This is a genomic window from Paraburkholderia agricolaris (assembly GCF_009455635.1).
Taxonomy (GTDB): domain Bacteria; phylum Pseudomonadota; class Gammaproteobacteria; order Burkholderiales; family Burkholderiaceae; genus Paraburkholderia; species Paraburkholderia agricolaris.
The window spans coordinates 534109-551832 of the sequence record NZ_QPER01000001.1; the positions used below are offsets into that span (position 1 = coordinate 534109).

Here is a 17724-nt window from a genome sequence, read left to right on the forward strand (position 1 = left end):
AAGGTTCCGCGCATTACCCCGCGTGTTACCCGAGTCTTACCCGTTTCCCATGGCTTCCGGCGTTCAACAATACGCCGGGCCACGCTTTCGAGAGTGTTCGACATGACTGGCTTCAACTGGCAAAACCCCTATCCGACGCCGCGTCTGCCTGTATTCGCGCGCAACATCGTTTCGACTTCGCATCCGCTCGCCGCACAAGCCGGGCTACGGATGCTGTGGAAAGGCGGGAATGCCGTCGACGCGGCGATCGCGGCGGCCGCGGCTATCACGGTGGTCGAACCGGTGTCTTGCGGCCTTGGCGGCGACGCCTTCGCGCTGGTGTGGGACGGCAAGAAACTGCATGGCCTGAATGCGTCGGGCGTCTCGCCGGCGGCGTGGAATGTCGATTACTTCAAGCGCAAGTACGGCGAAGAAAATGGTCTCGCGAAGCAACCCAAGCGCGGCTGGGACGCAGTGACGGTGCCCGGCGTGATTGCCGGCTGGGAAGCGCTGCATCAGAAATTCGGTTCGCTGCCGTTCGCCGATCTGATGGAGCCGGCGATCGAAATCGCCGAACGCGGTCATGCGGTGGCGAGCATCGTCGCTTATAAATGGGCGGCGGCGGTGCCGGAACTGAAGGACCTGCCGGGTTTCGCGCAAACCTTCATGCCGCGCGGCCGCGCGCCGGAAGTGAGCGAACTGGTGCGCTTTCCCGGTCACGCGAAGACGCTGCGCAAGCTGGCTGAACAAGGCCCGCGTGCGTACTACGAAGGTGAGATCGCCGAACAGATCGCGGCGTTTGCGCGTGAAGGCGGGGCCGCGTTGACCCTCGACGATCTGCGCAACTACAAGGCGGATTGGGTCGAGCCGATCGGCAAGGATTATCGCGGCTACACCGTGCATGAGATTCCGCCGAACGGCCAGGGCATCGCGGCGCTGATCGCGCTGGGCATCCTCGAAAAGTTCGACGTGAAGGAACTCGCCGTCGACAACATCGAGTCGCAGCATTTGCAGATCGAAGCGATGAAGCTGGCGTTCGCCGACGTCTACCGCTACGTTGCCGATCCGCGTTCGATGGACGTCACCCCGGAGCAGATGCTCGACGACGCGTACCTCACGTCGCGCGCGAAGCTGATCGACCCCAGGCGCGCCACGCAGTTCGACTTCGGCATGCCGAAGGCCGGCGGCACGATCTATATGTCGGTGGCGGACGAGCGCGGCATGATGGTCAGCTTCATCCAGTCGAACTACATGGGCTTCGGCTCGGGCATCGTGGTGCCGGACAGCGGCATTGCGATGCAGAACCGCGGCTGCGGCTTCTCGATGGACCCGAAGTCGCCGAACGTGGTGGAAGGCGGCAAGCGGCCGTTCCACACCATCATCCCGTCGTTCCTCACCCAGCAGGTGGACGGCAGGCAGGAGGCGGTGATGAGCTTCGGCGTGATGGGCGGCGACATGCAGCCGCAAGGCCATCTGCAATCGATCGTGCGGATGCTCGACTACGGTCAGCAGCCGCAGGCCGCCTGCGACGCACCGCGCTGGAAGGTCAACCGGGACTTCACGATCGATATCGAATCGACGCTCAATCCGAAGACCGCCGAGGCATTGCAGAAGCTGGGCCACACGATCAAGTCGGTCGACGATCCGTACATGGACTTCGGCTCGGGCCAGTACATCTGGAAGCTCGACCGTAACGATCCGGAGCGCGGCTACGTGGCGGCGAGCGATAGCCGTCGCGACGGGCTGGCAGCCGGCTTCTGAACGACTTAAGCGAAGCGCGGCGCCGCATGGGCGGCGGCCGCGTCTTGTTGCCGCCGTCGACGATGCATGACGCATTGTCGTGAGGCAGACCGATCAGGCAATTAAAGCAGGGCGTCACGCGCAACCACAATAGACTGCGCACGACAGCCGGGCATCGAGCGCCTCGAGCGCTTGCAGCGCGTCAAATATCAGGCAGGGCAGGAGACATCATGAACACCCCCGCGTCGCAACCCGCGACAGCTTCCCCCCATTCCACGTCCGCGCCGCTTTCGAAAGCGATGGTGCGGCGTATCGTGTTTTCGTCGTCGATCGGCAATGCGCTCGAGTGGTTCGATTTTCTGGTCTATGGCTACTTCGCGACGATCATCGCGAAACAGTTCTTTCCGATGCATGACGAGTGGCTCTCGACGCTGCTCGCCATTGCAACCTTCGGCATCTCGTTCCTGATGCGGCCGTTGGGCGCCGTCGTGCTGGGCATGTACGGCGACCGCAAGGGCCGTAAGGCGGCGCTCACGCTCGCGATCGCGCTGATGATGGTCGGTACCTTCACGATGGCGGTGATGCCGCCGTATGCGTCGATCGGTCTCGCGGCACCCGTGTTGATTCTGCTTGCACGGCTCGTGCAAGGTTTCGCGGTGGGTGGCGAGTTCGGCAGTGCGACGGCCTTCATGGTCGAGCATAGCGCGTCGCGTCGCGGCTACTACGCGAGTTGGCAGTTCGCAAGCCAGGGTCTCGCGGCAATCACCGCAGCGGCCTTTGGATCGCTGCTGACCGCGTGGATGCCGCCCGAGCAACTCAATAGCTGGGGCTGGCGCCTGCCGTTCGTGTTCGGTCTGCTGGTCGGGCCAGTGGGCTATTACATCCGTTCGCATCTCGACGAGACGCCGGAGTTTCTCGCGTTGCGTAAAGAGCGTGAAGCGGGTGAGGCGGCGCGCCAGGCCGCCGGCAAGCGTCAGGAGCCGCCGCGGGAAAAGGACACTTCGTTCAGCAATCAATGGGTGAACCTGTTGCTGGCGGTGGGCATCGTTGCGCAGTCCACGGTCGGCGTGTACGTGCTGCAACTCTACATGCCGATGTACGCGGTCAAGCAATTGCATATGCCGGCTGCGGCTTCGTTCGGCGTGGTGGTGCTCAACGGCGGCTTGCAATTCCTGCTCTCGCCGGTGATGGGCGCATTGTCCGACCGCATCGGCCGGATTCGTATCATGCTGACGACATCGATTCTGATGGGCGCGTCGATCTACCCGATGTTTGCGTTGCTGCAATCGCATCCGACGATCGGCTGGCTGCTCCTGCTGCAAGGTACCGCCGGAATCTTCAAGGCGGCTTATTCCGGGCCGATGCCCGCGCTGATGTCGGAGATCTTCCCGACCCAGGTGCGCTCCACCGGTCTTTCAATCGGTTACAGCATTGGCGTGACGATTTTCGGCGGCTTTGCGCCGACGATTGTGGAGACCTTCATTCACTTGACCGGCGACAAGCTTGCGCCGAGTTACTACGTGCTGATTGCCGCAGTGCTGTCGGGCCTGTCGCTGGTCGTGGTTGCGTGGCGTATGCGGCGCGTCCGGCAGCTCGAACGCGTCCAGCTCGCATGACGCCATGACGCTTCGGCCGGCGGCCGTTGTGCTGCGCAGCGAGCCTTGCCGTGCGTGAGGTGCACCCGGTTCAACTCAAAGCCAGCTCTTCGAGCTGGCTTTTTTTCGCCTTGCGGGCGCCGCTTGTAATCAACCGAAGGATTCGACTACCGTGAATTTGGAACTGCGGCGGCACGGCATGGTCTGTGCTGGGTTATCTGCAGAGTTGCTAAACACCGGCTAAGATGCAAGATACAAGGGGTTAACTCTAATTCAAGGCGCTGTATCTGGCACGGCGGACCGTCCTTGCAATAGCGGGCGGTTCCGGGCGCGCTCCACGAGTCGATACAGCTTTCGGAGCAAAGACACAATGCACACTGAGCTGAACCATGTGATGCCCTGGCGGATCGAGGATATTGACCTCACCCGCATAGATCGCCAGAAGGCAGTGGCTAACGAAGACCTGCTGCTTCTGTTGTGCGCCGCTTCGTTTATTGAAAGTGGTACCGATCTTTACACCAGCAACCTGAGCACCTTCTTCGACGGCGATCCGGAAGTTTCGGCGTGGCTCAACCAGGAATGGGAGCCGGAAGAAATGCAGCACGGCCGGGCTCTCAAGACGTATATCGCCTACGTCTGGCCGGAGTTCGACTGGGACACCGCGTTCCGCAATTTCATGGAAGAGTATTCGCTGACCTGCTCGGTCGAAGACTTCGAGAAGACCCGCGCGCTCGAAATGGTTGCACGCTGTGTGGTGGAAACGGGCACCGCCACGCTCTATCGCGCGATCGGCGAATGTTCGGACGAGCCGGTGCTCAAGCAGATCACCGACAACATCCGCACCGACGAAGTCCGTCACTACAAGCACTTTTTCAAGTTCTTCAAGAAGTACAACAAGATCGAAGGAAACGGGCGTCTTGCGGTTCTCGGCGCGTTGATGCGCCGTGTGATGGAAATCAAGAACGAAGACTCGGAGATCGCGTTGCGTCATGTCTTTGCGATTCGATATCCGGAGCGCGTGCACGACTCGGCCTATAACCGCGAACGCGCGGCGCGCATCAATGCGCTGGTGCGGCGCAATCTGTCGGCGGACATGTGCGTGAAAATGCTGCTCAAGCCGCTCGATATTCCGGCCAAGATTCAGCCGGGTGTGCATTACCCGCTCGCCAAGATCACGCAGCACGTGTTTTTCCGTTGATGTTCTTCGGCTGAGTTTGCGGCGCATGGATGAAGAGGAATGGCCCGCTCGCGCGGGTCATTCGTTTTTCGAGGCATGATTGATCGTGGCAACACCAGCGGCGCCAGCAACGCCCGCAGCGCCGGCAATCCGCGCACCCCGCAACCTGTTTCGGACCGGATCGATACGATGAGCGATTTTCCTTCACCCGAACGCCCGCTCGAACAGCACGTGTTCGACGAATGGCCTGACGCGGTCCGCGCGCTGTTCGACGGTTCGTCACTGGCGAGCAAGACGGGGTTCACCGCCGCCCTGCTCACCGTCGATGCGAACGGCCATATGCGCACGTCGCTGCTTGGCGTCGGCGAGTTGTATGCGCCTGATTCGCGCTCGCTCTGCCTCGCGTTGTGGCCACAGGCCCGGGCGGCGCGCGTGATTGCGCAAAGCGGACGGGCCGCGCTGACGTTCGTCTGCGATGAAGCGTTCTATCAGGTGCAGTTGCGCTTGACGCCGCTAGCGGGCGTGGCAGACGACGACAGCGGCCTCGTGTACCTCCGCGGTTCGATCGACACGGGGGAGGCGCAAAGTGTGCGTTATGCGCGCCTGACAAGCGGCATTACGTTTGAATTGCAAGGGGAAGGGGAGGCGGTGCTCGATCGATGGGAACGGCAGATCGAGCACCTGAAGCAAGCTGCCGCTGCGGCTAGCCGTTAGTCTGGGACGGGGCTAGCGAGCAGGCATTGCCTAAAACTTAACGGCCGCGTTGGCCGCTGCGCGTCGGCTGGCCGCCGCGCGGTGCGTCGTTGCGCGGCTTGGCGCCGCCGAGCAGCGCACCCGGATTGCCGCCTTGTGGCTTTGCACCCTGCGGCTTGCGCGGTGCGTGCTGGGCGGCACCGCCTTCGTGCGCCGCTGCACGCGGCTGACCGTCGTGACGCTGACCGTCGCGGCGCGGCTGGCCGCCGTTGCCGGCCGGCTTCGCAGCTTGCGGCTTCGGCTGCTGCTGACCATTGGACGGACGCTGGCCCGAGCGTTGTGCCGGCTTGGCAGCCGACGCGCCATCGCGCCGGGCGCCATCGCGCTGGGCGCCATCGCGCTGGGCGCCATCGCGCTTCGGCGCACCCTGGCTCTGACGCGGCGAACGACCACCACCACCGCCGCCGCCACCACCCTGGCCACGGCGCAGAATCGGCTCTGGCTTCGCGGTCGGATCCGGCTCGAAACCGGCGATCACTTCCTGCGGCACCGGACGCTTGATCAGCTTCTCGATGTCCTTCAGCAGTTGCAGTTCGTCGACACACACCAGCGAGATCGCCTCGCCCGTCGCGCCGGCGCGACCCGTGCGGCCGATGCGGTGCACGTAATCTTCCGGCACGTTCGGCAGATCGTAGTTGACCACGTGCGGCAGTTGATCGATGTCGATGCCGCGCGCCGCGATGTCGGTTGCGACCAGCACTTGCAGCGTGCCGTCCTTGAACTCGGCGAGCGCACGAGTACGGGCCGACTGACTCTTGTTGCCGTGAATCGCCAGCGCACTGATGCTGTCTTTGGTCAACTGTTCGGCGAGGCGGTTCGCGCCGTGCTTGGTACGCGTGAACACCAGCACCTGGAACCAGTTGTGTTGCTTGATGAGGTGCGTGAGCAGTTCACGCTTCTTGTCGCGGTCGACCGGGTGAATCTTCTGCGCAACCGTCTCGGCCGTCGTGTTGCGGCGCGCGACTTCGATCAGCGCCGGCGAATCGAGCAGGTTGTCGGCGAGCGTCTTGATCTCGTCGGAGAAGGTAGCCGAAAACAGCAGGTTCTGCCGCTTCGGCGGCAACTTCGCGAGCACGCGCTTGATGTCGTGAATGAAGCCCATGTCGAGCATGCGATCGGCTTCGTCGAGCACGAGAATCTCGAGATGCGACAGATCGATGGTCTTCTGCTGCATGTGGTCGAGCAAACGGCCCGGCGTCGCGACGACGATGTCCACGCCGCTGCGCAGCGCGCCGATCTGCGGATTGATGCCGACGCCGCCGAACATCACGGTCGACTTCAGCTTCAGGTACTTGCCGTAGGCGCGCACGCTTTCTTCGACCTGGGCGGCCAGCTCGCGCGTCGGCGTGAGGATCAGCGCGCGCACGACGCGCTTGCCCGAGGCCGAGGTGACAGCGGGCATCGTGTTCAGACGCTGCAGGATCGGCAGCGTGAAGCCGGCGGTCTTGCCGGTGCCGGTCTGCGCGCCGGCCAGCAGGTCGCCGCCGTTGAGCACGGCGGGGATTGCTTGCGTCTGGATCGGAGTCGGGGTGGTGTAGCCGAGTTCGTGGACAGCGCGGACCAGCGGTTCGGACAAGCCGAGGGAATCAAAAGACATAAATGCTCTTTGCAATGCAGTTTCGCGAACGGCGCCAGACGGCACCACGTGGACCCAAGCGGGTACAGGCGCGGCATGAACACGCCCGCATGGCGTGTTCGAGGCCAAAGCCCAGTTCCGGTCGCAGAGAAATCGGCGGCACGCGCGATACGCGTGCCGAATGCTTCAACGCGCTATGCAGACACGTTGACTGGCCTTAAGTTGCATTTCGCCGCCGTGGGATGTCATGCGACGTAGCGCGCGACACTGACGAATTGACACAGACTGCCCGCCAGTACGAACAGGTGCCAGATACCATGTCCGTGCCGGATGCGCTCGTCGTTGATGAAGAAGTAGATACCGGCGCTGTAGATGATCCCGCCGGCCACGAGCCAGGCGGTACCCGCTGCCGGTAAAGCTTCAACCAGCGGGCGGACGGCAACGAGCGCGAGCCATCCCATCAATACATACAACACCATCGAAACGCTGCGGGTGCGTCGTCCGAGCGTCAGTTCCTGCACGATGCCGAGAGCGGCAAGCCCCCAGCTTACGCCGAATAGCGACCAGCCCCACGGTCCACGCAACGTAACAAGTGTGAATGGGGTGTAACTGCCGGCGATCAGCAGGTAGATCGCCGAATGGTCGCATTTCTGCAGAACCGCTTTGACCCGCGGATTGCGCACGCTGTGGTAAAGCGTCGAGATAGCATACAGCACGAACAGCATTGCACCGTAGACACTGAAACTCACCACCTTGTACGCGTCGCCGGCGAGCGCGCCCATTGTCACGAGCGTAGCCAGTCCCACCACCGACAGCACGGCGCCGACGAGATGGGTAATGCTGTTGAAACGCTCCCCGACATGCACGGCTCTTTCCTCCTGCGCGGTTTCATAAGGGTTTATCCCCACATGATACCGGTCCTGAAAAAACGAAGGGCGCGGCCGCGTGATTCGCAGGCCGCGCCCCAGGTGCATCACACGCTGCTTAGTCGAGCGGCGCCGAACGCAGATCGGACACTTGCTGCGGCGACACAGCCGTACCGTGGTTGCCCCACGACATACGAATGTAGGTCACGACGGCGGCCACTTCCGTGTTCGACAGTGCCTGGGCAAACGGCGGCATGCCGTACGGATGCGGGTTGGCTGCCGTGCTCGGCGGGTAACCGCCGTTCAGCACCATACGGATCGGATTGACCGCCGACGGCATCTGGATCGACTGGTTGTTCGCCAGCGGCGGGAAGGCCGGCGGCATGCCGAGGCCGTTTTCCGCGTGACACTTCGCACAGTTGTCAGCGTAGATCTTCTGACCTTGCTTCAACAGTTCGCCACCGAACTTTTCCGACGTTTCGAGTTGCAGGGGTTCCGGCGCCTCGCTCTTCTGCGGAATGGTTTTCAGGTACGTAGCCATCGCATTGATGTCTTCGTCCGACATGTACTGCAGGCTGTTGTGAACCACTTCAGCCATCGGACCGAACACCGCGCCGCGATTCGACACGCCGGTCTTCAGCAGATCGGCGATGTCTTTAGTGTCCCAGTCGCCGAGACCGGCTTCCTTGTTCGACGTCAACGACGGGGCATACCAGTTCTGCAGCGGGATCAGGCCGCCGGCGAATGCCGCCGAGCTGACCGGGCCGCCCATTGCGTTGATCGACGTGTGGCACATGCCGCAGTGGCCGAGGCCTTCGATCAGGTACGCGCCGCGGTTCCATTCGACCGACTTGGTCGGATCAGCCTTGTACTCGCCTTCGCGGAAGAACAGCGTGCGCCAGCCGATCAGCATGTTGCGCTGGTTGAACGGGAATTTCAGTTCGTGCGGACGGCTCGGCACATTGACCGGCGTAACCGAGCGCAGGTACGCGTAGATCGCGTCCGAGTCGGCGCGCGTGACCTTCGTGTAGCTCGTGAACGGGAAGCCCGGATACAGCAGGCTGCCGTCTTTCGAACGGCCCGTGTGCATCGCGCGGTAGAAGTCGTCCTGCGTCCACTTGCCGATACCGTACTGGTCGTCAGGCGTGATGTTCGGCGTGAACATCGTGCCGAACGGCGTGAGCATGGGCAGGCCGCCGGCGAACTGCTTGCCGCCGCGCACCGTGTGGCAGGCAATACAGTCGCCGGCGCGGGCGAGGTACTCGCCCTTCTTGATCAGCGCGGCCTGGTCGGCGGGCGTTGCCGCCATAGCCGAGCCGTTATGCAGATTGTCGCCGCCCGACCAGAGGACGGGAACGAGTGCGGCAGCCGCAACGACGACGACTGCCGAGAGGGCGAACAAAGACTTGCGTTTCATTTGAGTGTCTCTCCCGGTGCCTTATTGCGGTTCGCTGCCGCAGGCAAGCGGAGTCTTCATCGAGCGGGCCGGAGCCGGCACGGGGTTTTGTGGGGCCGTTTGCGTGGAAAGCCATGCTGCGACGGCGTTCACGTCGTCATCGGTGAGACGGGTGGCGATGGTGTGCATGCAATCAGGAGCGATGGCATGACGCGAACCCGAACGCCATGCACCCAACTGCGCGCTGATGTAGTCCGAGTGCAGACCGACCAGGCCCGGGATAGCGGGTTCCATACCGGTCAGCGCCTTGCCGTGGCAAGCCGCACAGGCCGGAATCTGTTTGGATGTGTCGCCGTGCAGCACGATCTGCTGGCCGCGCGCAACGATGGCCGCCGACACGGTCGGCTTGGCCGGCGCCGGGTACGGCGGCCGTTGCTGCGAGAAGTACGTGGCGATCTGATGAAGGTAGTCGTCCGAGAGATACGTGACGAGGTAGTTCATGGGCGGATACTTGCGGCGCCCTTCGCGGAAGTTCTGCAACTGGTTGTACAGATACTCGGCCGGCTTGCCCGCCAGACGCGGGAAGTAGTCGTTGTCGGTACCTTGGCCGTGCGAGCCGTGACAGGCCGTGCAACCCTGCACGCGCGCTTCCATCGTATCGGGGGCCTTCGGTTGAGTCTGCGCTTTCGCAGCGCTATAGACACCCGCGGAGCCGATCAGCAGAAGGGCAAGCAGCGGGCGGAAAATGCGTCTTGAAGACACGCGTAACTCCATCAAAATCGGGGACCTGACCGAACTTCGAGCGGCTCGGTGTGAAGGGCAGCCGGCGCTGCGGCGACGCAGCATTCTATCATCGAAGGGTGATGGTGACTATTTGCCACATTAGAGAAGGTTCCTGGTGTGACAGCCATGCGACAGTTTGACGCGCGCCGGCGCCGCTGGGCGGTAAGTGGGCCGGCCGTCTCGATTTTGTCCGGACGACGGCGGGCGCGCGCCCGGTTCATCTCGGTTGGCGTGACAAAGCAGGTTGAACCGACGCGCGCGCCGGCCATCGAAGCGTACACTTCCGGGCTCGCCGGCGTCTGTCCGGCGTCCGTGCCCCTAAGCCCAACGTCCACCGTTTTACTTTCCACAAGCTATCGGCCTTACATGAAGCTATTGAAGCTATTCAATTTTTCCCGCCTGGCGCTGCGTGCGTTGATGGTCGGCGCCGCCGCGCTGGTCGTGACGTCGACGGCTTTCGCTCACGCGCATCTGATCTCGAGTGAGCCGGCGGCGAACGCCGAAGTGGCCGCCCCCACTGAAGTGACGATCCATTTCACCGAGCCGCTCGAGCCGGCTTTCAGCCGGATCGAACTGAGCGACGCGAGCGGCAAGCCCGCCGCGCCCGCTGCGTCGCAAGTCGACCAAAGTGATGCAAAGGTGATGCACCTGGCGCTGCCGCAACTGACGGCCGGCCGCTACGCGGTGCAATGGACCGCGGTTGCCACTGACGGCCACCGGACGCAAGGCAACTTCGCGTTCATCGTCAAATGAGCATGGACGGACTGTGGATCGGGCAGGTCGCGATGGCCGCGCTCATGAATGTCGCGTTTGCGTTTGCCGTCGGTTCGGCGTTGCTCGGCGCGTGGCTCGCTAAAGACGCGCAGGCCAAGATCAACCCTGCGCGACCCGCCTGGTTGCGCGCGCAACGGTCGATGCTGACGGCCACCGTCGTGCTGGTGCTCGCGGATCTCGGCTGGCTGCTGTATCAGGCGGCCTCGATGAGCGGCGTCGCGTTGCCGTCGGCCATCGGGGTGGTGCCGACCGTCCTGACGCAAACCCATGTCGGCTATGGCTGGAGCGTGGCGTTCGCCGGCGCGCTGCTATTGCTGGGCACCGCCATGGCGGGTCATACGGGCATGTTGCGTAATGCGCTGCTGTGGTTCGCGGTGATCGTAATCGCGGCGGGCAAGGCGTCGCTCGGGCACGCGGCCGATGCCGGCCCGCTGTCGGCGGCGATCGCCATGCAGACGCTGCATGTGCTGGTCACGAGCGTGTGGGGCGGCCTGGCCATGGCGGCTGGGCTCTCGGTATTGCCCGCGCTCGGCACCTCGACCGCCCGCGGGATGCTGATCCGCACGGCGACGCAGGTGTCGAACGTATCGATCGTGGCGGTCGGACTGGTGCTGCTTACCGGCATCTTCAATGCCGTGCGCGGTTCGGGCGGCTCGTTTCAGGCGATCGAGATGAGCACGTGGGGGCACGTGCTCACGCTGAAGCTGACGCTGGTCGCGCTTGCGCTGGTGCTGGGCGGACTCAACCGCTTCCTGGCGCTGCCGCGCTTGCGCCGCACAGCCTCGACGATGGACGCGCATACCTTCGTCAACGTGCTGTATCTGGAGGCGTTGGCGATGATCGGCGTGTTCGTCGCAGCGGCCGCGTTGGCGCACAGCGTGCCGGCCTTTGCCGCGTTGGGCTGAGATCAAAAAAAGCGCCGCACAGCAAGAGCGTGCGGCGCAATACACACGGTCGCCCGGCGGTGGCCGGCTGATCCGTTACTACCCGGTGCTGCCCTTTCAGGCGGCGAGTGCGTTGTGCGCCCGCTCCAGCGTTTCTTCCGGAAACATCTCCTGTTGCAGTTCGCCGTCGTCGCCGAACCACTGGCAGATCAGCCAGTTACCCGGCGCGAACAGTACCGGCCCGCTCCAGGTCGCGGTCATCCGGCGTCCACCGGACTTGAGCGTCAGGACGTCGCCGACGCGGTAGATGGGTTTTGCGGGCTTGGTGGGCCTTGCAGGCCGCTTTCCCAGCCGCATCGCGAGCATCCGTTCGATCAGCACGATTATTCGAGGCCGAGCCGATGTCCGACTATCGGTGCGCAGAAGAGCGCGATCGCGCAACCCGCTGCCTTGCCTTCCAGTTCCGCGCCGGCGGCACGCGAGCCGTACATCTGCGTCAGCAGATCGAAGAGTTGCGGCAGGCAGTACAGCACCGCGGCTGCGATAAAGCATTTTTCGACCACGGAGATGCGCCAGCCGCGTTCGTAGGCGAGCATCGCGCCGACGAGACGAAGCACGCCGAACATCACCAGCGCGCCGACGGCGGCCTGTTCTCGGATCAGATAGTCTGGAAGGAATTCGCCCATGATGTTCCCCGCTGCATGTGTTGTTTGAACACATTTGAGCAAGGAGCGGGCCATGTGTATGTCGGCTGCCGGACATACGGCGCCAGAACCTTTATGGATAAGGCTTTGCACAAGTTGGGCGGGGGCGTTTGAACGGTCGGAAAACGCGGTTTCCGACCGTTCCGGTCCTTGATGTTACGTAACTGCGACGGCGCGCGCGTCACGCCACGTAACGCCACGTGACGCGCGCGCCAGACGTCGGGAAAGCGTTCTGAAAGGCGCGTGGCTGATCTTCAGCGAATCCGTTCGATGCGCCCGACCAGAAACAGATACGACAACGCGCCGAGCAGGCCGACGGCGCTCATGAACACCAGCGCGGGTTTGAAGTCGTCGTTCCTGACGATGAGACCGATCACGATCGGCACGCAGATCGACGACAGATTGCCCATCAGGTTGAACATGCCGCCGGTGAGGCCGAGCAACTCCTTCTTCGCCATCGACGACACCAGAACCCACGTGATCGACGAAAAGCCGCTGCCGAAGAAAGCGATCGCCATGAAGAGGATCACCATCGACGGCGTCTCGACATAGTTTGCACCGACGATCGCCGTGGACAGCAGCAAGCCCGTCACGATCGGCACCTTGCGGGCGACGGTGGCCGACACGCCACGCTTGATCATCCAGTCCGACAGCAGTCCCGAACTCAGAATGCCGACGAACGCGGCGAGAAACGGCACGGCCGCCATGAAACCGGCCTTCAGGAAATCCATGTGCCGGTATTTGACGAGATAGGTAGGAAACCACGTCAGGAAAAACCACAGCGTCGAGGTCACCGCGATCTGGCCGATATACACGCCCCATAGCTTGCGGTTGCCGAGTACCGCGCGCCAGTCGGCGGCCGTATAACGCGCGCGGGCGCCGCGCGTGTCGCCCAGTTCGACGAGCCCTCCACCCGCGCGGATCGCTTCGAGTTCAGCTTCATTCACGTCCGACGCTTCCGACGGCTCGCGATACAACGCATACCAGACCAGGCCCCACGCGACGCCAAGCGCGCCGGTCAGAAAAAATACGCCCTGCCAGCCGAAATGCTGCTGGGTAAGAACGAGCGCCGGTGTGAGAAACGCGAGCCCGACATATTGACCGGACGTGTAGGTGGCAATTGCGCGAGCCCGTTCGCTGTCGGGAAACCAGGTGGTGACGACACGATTCAGCGTCGGATAGGCCGGTGCCTCCAGTGCGCCGAGCAGCACGCGCAACGACAGCAGGATCGCGAACGTGCCGGCGAAGCCTTGCAGAATCGTCGCCAGCGACCACAGCCCGATGACGAGCGCCAGCAGCAGCCGCGGCCGCGTGCGGTCGACCAGCATGCCGCCGGGAATCTGCAGCAACGCGTATGACCAGCCGAATGCGGAGAAAACCAGCCCCATATGGGCCGGATCGAGTTGCAGATCTTTAGCGATCGCGGTCGCGGCGATCGACAGATTACTGCGATCGAGATACGTGATGACGACGGTGACGAACAGCATCGCAAGCAGACGGTGGCGCTTGCCGGTGGCATGCGTTCGAAGGTGGGTTGTCTCCACGGCGGGTGTCCTCTTATTGGTTTTGCTGGCGGCGCGGCGGGTGAGCCAAAGAAAACGCCGCCCGCAGGCGGCGTTCAACTACACCATCACCATTCCGCGACGCTGCCGTCCTCGTGGCGCCACACCGGGTTGCGCCAGCGATGGCCGACCTTCGCCATCTCGCGCACCTTCTCTTCGTTCACTTCGATGCCGAGGCCCGGGCCCTGCGGAATCGACACGAAGCCGTCTTCGTATTTGAAGACTTCGGGGTTCCTGATGTAGTCGAGCAGGTCGTTGCCCTGGTTGTAGTGAATGCCCAGGCTCTGTTCCTGGATGAATGCGTTGTAGCTCACGGCGTCGATCTGCAGGCAGGTGGCCAAAGCGATCGGACCGAGCGGGCAGTGCAGCGCGAGCGCGACGTCGTACGCCTCGGCCATCGACGCGATCTTGCGGCACTCGGTAATCCCACCCGCGTGCGACGCGTCCGGCTGAATGATGTCGACGTAGCCGCCCGACAGGATGTGCTTGAAGTCCCAGCGCGAATACAGACGTTCGCCCAACGCGATCGGCGTGTTGGTCTGATTGACGATGTCGCGCAAGGCTTCCGCGTTTTCCGACAGCACCGGCTCTTCGATGAAGAGCAGTTTGTACGGGTCGAGTTCCTTGGCCAGCACCTTCGCCATCGGCTTATGCACGCGGCCGTGGAAGTCCACGCCGATGCCGATGTTCGGCCCGACTGCTTCGCGCACCGCGGCGACGTTGTTGATTACGCCTTGTACCTTGTCGAAGGTGTCGATGATCTGCAACTCTTCCGAGCCGTTCATCTTCACCGCCTTGAAGCCGCGTTCGACCACGGCGCGCGCGTTGTTCGCGACGTCGCTCGGACGGTCGCCGCCGATCCACGAATACACCTTGATCTTGTCGCGCACCTGGCCGCCCAGCAGCGCGTGAATCGGCACGCCATGATGCTTGCCCTTGATATCCCACAACGCCTGGTCGACACCGGCGATCGCGCTCATGGTGATCGGGCCGCCGCGGTAGAAGCCCGCGCGATACATCACCTGCCAATGGTCTTCGATCAGCAGCGGATCTTTGCCGATCAGATAGTCGGACAGTTCCTCGACCGCGGCCGCCACCGTGTGCGCGCGGCCCTCGACCACCGGCTCGCCCCAGCCGACGATGCCTTCGTCGGTCTCGATCTTCAGGAAGCACCAGCGCGGCGGAACGATGAAGGTTTCGAGCTTGGTGATTTTCATGGTGTGCGTCTCCTTGCGGGCTGGGCGTCCGCGTGTGCGGAATATTTCGAGGATTCACATGCTACAACAAAAGCGTGCTTAAGTACTATTAATAGTACTATTGGCCAAATAGTGGCGGGATGCCGGTCGCGATGCTGGCCGGGGCGGCTGGATGGTTGGCGGGCGGCGCCGAGGTCGTGGCCGGGCATGAGCCGCGCCGCAACGGCGTCGAGCCATAGGTAGGCGGGCCGGGATGCCGGATAATCGCGGACCATTGCGGGCTCAGGTCCGATATCAAAAGCGCCGAGAGGCTGAGGGGAGAAAGCTATTCAGCACGATCTGCATGGGCGCGTCGCCCATCTGCTGGCGACCGCGATCCTGCGCGGCGACTACGCGCCCGACTCGATCCTGCCGCGCGAGGCGGAGTTGATGGACACCTTCGGCGTGAGCCGGACGGTGTTGCGCGAGGCGCTGCGCACGCTTACGTCGAAAGGATTGATCGAATCGCGTCCGCGAGTCGGCACGCGCGTGCGGCCGAAACACGCGTGGAATCTGCTGGATGCCGATGTGCTCGACTGGTACTCGCGCGTCGCCGAGCCGATGGCCTTCGCGCTCAAGTTGCAGGAAATGCGCGAGATGATCGAGCCGTACGCGGCGGGTCTGGCCGCGGCCTCGCATATGGACAACACCTTTAATGCGCTGGCGGCGGCCCATGCGTCGATGGTCGCGGCGCGTAATGTCGACGAATGGGTGCGCGCCGATCTGCAGTTTCATCTGAGCGTGCTGACGGCATGCAGCAACGAATTGCTGATTCCGCTCGGCACGCTGATCGAGCGCACGCTGGAAGCGCAGCTTCGCCTGAATGCGAAACGCGCGGACGTGTTCAACGCGTCGTTGGCCGAACACACGGCGGTGTTCGAAGCAATCCGCGACCGTGATGCGACGGCGGCGCGCGAGGCGATGGCGGGATTGCTGGGCGTCACGCGTGGAAGAATCGAAGGGTAAGCGTGACGCGAATGCGCCGCTGCGTCCGTTGACCCGATCCTCGCGTTCAATCCATCGCCGCGTGCGCCACCGACGTATCCGGTGCGTGGCGCGGCGGCCGGATCAACAGCAGGAGTGGGATGACCAGCAAGGTGGCCATGAACATCAGTTTGAAATCGTTCAGATAAGCGATCATCGACGCCTGCTGCGTGATCGACGCGTTCAACACCGCCAGGTCGTAGTTCGATCCACTATTGAGCATCGGCTGGATCGCCGGATTGAACGGCGTGATATTCGCGGCGAGGTCCGCATGCGAGACCTGCGTGTTGCGCGTCATCAGCGTCTGCACGATCGAAATGCCGATACTGCTGCCGATATTGCGCATCAGGCTGTATGTCGCGGTGCCATCCGCGCGCAGTTCAGATGTCAGCGTGGAGAAGGTCAGCGCGCTCAGCGGCACGAACACGAGGCCGAGGCCAAAGCCCTGAATCACACCAGGCCAGACGATGTCCGAGGCCGACAGCACGATCGTGTAATGCATCATCTGCCACAGCGCGAAGGCGGAGATCAGGAAGCCGGCGAGCAGCAACAACCGCGCGTCGATCCGCTTCAGTAGCCGCCCGGCGAACAACATCGCGACCATGGTTCCGGCGCCGCTCGGCGCGGTCACAAGACCCGTGGTTGCGACAGGGTAATTCATCAGGTTCTGCAGCATCGGCGGCAGCAACGCGCGCGTCGCATACATCACGGCGCCGATCACGAAGATGAAGAACGTGCCGGTCGCGAAGTTCGGGTCCTTCAATAACTCGTATTTGAAGAACGATTTTTTGCCGACCGTGGCCGTATGCACGAGGAAGAACGCGAAGCTGATCGCCGCGACCAGCGCCTCGATAACGATCTCATTCGAGCCGAACCAGTCGAGTTGTTCGCCGCGGTCGAGCAGCGCTTGCAGAGCACCGATCGCGAGACCCAGGGTGGCAAAGCCGAACGCGTCGAACTTCGCGTCGTGCTTCGGTTCGCGCGCGGGCAGGAAGGTGGCCACGCCGAATAGCGCGAACGCGCCGATCGGCACGTTGATGAAAAACACCCAGCGCCAGTTGTAGCTGTCGGTGAGCCAGCCGCCGAGCGTCGGCCCGAGAATCGGTCCGACCATCACGCCCATGCCCCACACCGCCATCGCCTGGCCCTGCTTTTCGCGTGGATTGATGTCAAGCAGGATCGACTGCGACAGCGGCACCAGCGAGGCCCCGAAAATCCCCTGTAGCAACCGCGACGCCACGATCTGCGTCAGCGATTCCGACAATCCGCACAGCGCCGAGGCTATTGTGAAGCCGCCGATCGCGAAGAGCAGCAGCCGCTTGACGCTCAGCCGGTCGGACAGCCAGCCCGTCAGCGGCGTGGCGATCGCGGCCGCGACGATATACGACGTCAGCACCCACGTGATCTCGTCCTGCGACGCGGACAGCGTGCCCTGCATGTGCGGCAGCGCGACGTTGGCGATCGTGCTGTCGAGCGTCTGGATCAGCGTCGCGAGCATGATCGAGACCGTGATCATCGGCCGGTTGAGCGGGGCGGCGGCGCTCGTCGGCGTGGAATCGGAGGGCATGGGGGAGGGGATCTTCGATATAGTAAGCATGCTTAGTATATCGGCCGTCAGCACAGGTGCACACCAGGAATTATGCGGAGCCTGAATTGCGCCCGCTTTGTTTCCGCGTTATTTCCGTTGCGTACCCGTTCGCCACGCATTCCGACGAT

At 63.2% G+C, this 17724-nt stretch carries 16 protein-coding genes; 7 read left to right on the forward strand and 9 right to left on the reverse strand.

Annotated features, from left to right (window positions below; translation table 11 throughout):
* Window positions 1-102: 102 nt before the first annotated feature.
* The 4 genes from ggt to GH665_RS02420 all read left to right on the forward strand — a co-directional run bounded on the left by ggt (window position 103) and on the right by GH665_RS02420 (window position 5205).
* Window positions 103-1740, forward strand: coding sequence for a gamma-glutamyltransferase (gene ggt, locus GH665_RS02405; protein ID WP_153134517.1), 1638 nt, complete (start codon window positions 103-105; stop codon window positions 1738-1740).
* A gap of 209 nt (window positions 1741-1949) precedes the next feature.
* On the forward strand, window positions 1950-3335 hold the full coding sequence (locus GH665_RS02410) for an MFS transporter (RefSeq protein ID WP_153134518.1): 1386 nt from the start codon (window positions 1950-1952) through the stop codon (window positions 3333-3335).
* A 349-nt stretch (window positions 3336-3684) separates the two neighbouring features.
* Window positions 3685-4512: a ferritin-like domain-containing protein gene (locus GH665_RS02415; RefSeq protein ID WP_153134519.1), complete on the forward strand. Its 828-nt coding sequence runs from the start codon at window positions 3685-3687 to the stop codon at window positions 4510-4512.
* A 168-nt stretch (window positions 4513-4680) separates the two neighbouring features.
* Window positions 4681-5205 (forward strand): hypothetical protein, encoded by a 525-nt coding sequence (locus tag GH665_RS02420; RefSeq protein ID WP_153138178.1) that lies wholly within the window; start codon window positions 4681-4683, stop codon window positions 5203-5205.
* Window positions 5206-5242: 37 nt separating this feature from the next.
* Here GH665_RS02420 and GH665_RS02425 read toward each other — a convergent pair whose 3' ends face one another.
* The 4 genes from GH665_RS02425 to GH665_RS02440 all read right to left on the reverse strand — a co-directional run bounded on the left by GH665_RS02425 (window position 5243) and on the right by GH665_RS02440 (window position 9856).
* The gene (locus GH665_RS02425) at window positions 5243-6841 is read right to left on the reverse strand and encodes a DEAD/DEAH box helicase (protein ID WP_153134520.1); all 1599 of its coding nucleotides are present in this window, start codon (window positions 6839-6841) and stop codon (window positions 5243-5245) included.
* Window positions 6842-7065: 224 nt separating this feature from the next.
* Complete coding sequence (trhA, locus tag GH665_RS02430) at window positions 7066-7686, reverse strand: PAQR family membrane homeostasis protein TrhA (protein ID WP_153138180.1); 621 nt, start codon at window positions 7684-7686, stop codon at window positions 7066-7068.
* Window positions 7687-7804: 118 nt separating this feature from the next.
* Window positions 7805-9103, reverse strand: coding sequence for a c-type cytochrome (locus tag GH665_RS02435; protein ID WP_153134521.1), 1299 nt, complete (start codon window positions 9101-9103; stop codon window positions 7805-7807).
* 21 nt (window positions 9104-9124) lie between these two features.
* On the reverse strand, window positions 9125-9856 hold the full coding sequence (locus GH665_RS02440) for a c-type cytochrome (RefSeq protein WP_153134522.1): 732 nt from the start codon (window positions 9854-9856) through the stop codon (window positions 9125-9127).
* A 375-nt stretch (window positions 9857-10231) separates the two neighbouring features.
* Between GH665_RS02440 and copC the strand changes: the two genes are divergently transcribed.
* Together copC and GH665_RS02450 are read left to right on the forward strand one after the other, a co-directional pair.
* The gene (copC, locus tag GH665_RS02445) at window positions 10232-10618 is read left to right on the forward strand and encodes a copper homeostasis periplasmic binding protein CopC (protein ID WP_153134523.1); all 387 of its coding nucleotides are present in this window, start codon (window positions 10232-10234) and stop codon (window positions 10616-10618) included.
* Complete coding sequence (locus GH665_RS02450; protein ID WP_153134524.1) at window positions 10615-11544, forward strand: CopD family protein; 930 nt, start codon at window positions 10615-10617, stop codon at window positions 11542-11544. The genes copC and GH665_RS02450 overlap by 4 nt, the downstream gene beginning before the upstream one ends.
* 96 nt (window positions 11545-11640) lie before the next feature.
* On the opposite strand, the gene GH665_RS02455 is transcribed toward GH665_RS02450, so the two are convergent.
* From GH665_RS02455 to dgoD, 4 genes are all read right to left on the reverse strand, one after another.
* Window positions 11641-11880, reverse strand: a complete 240-nt coding sequence (locus tag GH665_RS02455; protein ID WP_153138182.1) for a YodC family protein — start codon at window positions 11878-11880, stop codon at window positions 11641-11643.
* Window positions 11881-11906: 26 nt separating this feature from the next.
* Complete coding sequence (locus GH665_RS02460) at window positions 11907-12209, reverse strand: hypothetical protein (RefSeq protein WP_153134525.1); 303 nt, start codon at window positions 12207-12209, stop codon at window positions 11907-11909.
* Between the two features lie 272 nt (window positions 12210-12481).
* Window positions 12482-13849: an MFS transporter gene (locus GH665_RS02465; protein WP_408268503.1), complete on the reverse strand. Its 1368-nt coding sequence runs from the start codon at window positions 13847-13849 to the stop codon at window positions 12482-12484.
* A gap of 8 nt (window positions 13850-13857) precedes the next feature.
* Entirely contained in the window at window positions 13858-15006 is a 1149-nt protein-coding gene (gene dgoD, locus GH665_RS02470) for a galactonate dehydratase (RefSeq protein WP_028196341.1), read from the reverse strand.
* Between the two features lie 306 nt (window positions 15007-15312).
* On the opposite strand from dgoD, the gene GH665_RS02475 reads away from it, so the two are divergent.
* The gene (locus GH665_RS02475) at window positions 15313-15990 is read left to right on the forward strand and encodes a FadR/GntR family transcriptional regulator (RefSeq protein WP_153134526.1); all 678 of its coding nucleotides are present in this window, start codon (window positions 15313-15315) and stop codon (window positions 15988-15990) included.
* A 46-nt stretch (window positions 15991-16036) separates the two neighbouring features.
* Here GH665_RS02475 and GH665_RS02480 read toward each other — a convergent pair whose 3' ends face one another.
* Entirely contained in the window at window positions 16037-17575 is a 1539-nt protein-coding gene (locus GH665_RS02480; RefSeq protein ID WP_153134527.1) for a DHA2 family efflux MFS transporter permease subunit, read from the reverse strand.
* Between the last annotated feature and the right edge of the window lie 149 nt (window positions 17576-17724).

What these genes read in the sequence shown, in the direction of transcription:
- ggt (WP_153134517.1), top strand. Translation starts at nt 103, where the DNA reads ATGACTGGCTTCAACTGGCAAAACCCCTATCCGACGCCGCGTCTGCCT.
- GH665_RS02410 (WP_153134518.1), top strand. Translation starts at nt 1,950, where the DNA reads ATGAACACCCCCGCGTCGCAACCCGCGACAGCTTCCCCCCATTCCACG.
- GH665_RS02415 (WP_153134519.1), top strand. Translation starts at nt 3,685, where the DNA reads ATGCACACTGAGCTGAACCATGTGATGCCCTGGCGGATCGAGGATATT.
- GH665_RS02420 (WP_153138178.1), top strand. Translation starts at nt 4,681, where the DNA reads ATGAGCGATTTTCCTTCACCCGAACGCCCGCTCGAACAGCACGTGTTC.
- GH665_RS02425 (WP_153134520.1), bottom strand. Translation starts at nt 6,841, where the DNA reads ATGTCTTTTGATTCCCTCGGCTTGTCCGAACCGCTGGTCCGCGCTGTC.
- GH665_RS02435 (WP_153134521.1), bottom strand. Translation starts at nt 9,103, where the DNA reads ATGAAACGCAAGTCTTTGTTCGCCCTCTCGGCAGTCGTCGTCGTTGCG.
- GH665_RS02440 (WP_153134522.1), bottom strand. Translation starts at nt 9,856, where the DNA reads ATGGAGTTACGCGTGTCTTCAAGACGCATTTTCCGCCCGCTGCTTGCC.
- copC (WP_153134523.1), top strand. Translation starts at nt 10,232, where the DNA reads ATGAAGCTATTGAAGCTATTCAATTTTTCCCGCCTGGCGCTGCGTGCG.
- GH665_RS02450 (WP_153134524.1), top strand. Translation starts at nt 10,615, where the DNA reads ATGAGCATGGACGGACTGTGGATCGGGCAGGTCGCGATGGCCGCGCTC.
- GH665_RS02455 (WP_153138182.1), bottom strand. Translation starts at nt 11,880, where the DNA reads ATGCGGCTGGGAAAGCGGCCTGCAAGGCCCACCAAGCCCGCAAAACCC.
- GH665_RS02460 (WP_153134525.1), bottom strand. Translation starts at nt 12,209, where the DNA reads ATGGGCGAATTCCTTCCAGACTATCTGATCCGAGAACAGGCCGCCGTC.
- dgoD (WP_028196341.1), bottom strand. Translation starts at nt 15,006, where the DNA reads ATGAAAATCACCAAGCTCGAAACCTTCATCGTTCCGCCGCGCTGGTGC.
- GH665_RS02480 (WP_153134527.1), bottom strand. Translation starts at nt 17,575, where the DNA reads ATGCCCTCCGATTCCACGCCGACGAGCGCCGCCGCCCCGCTCAACCGG.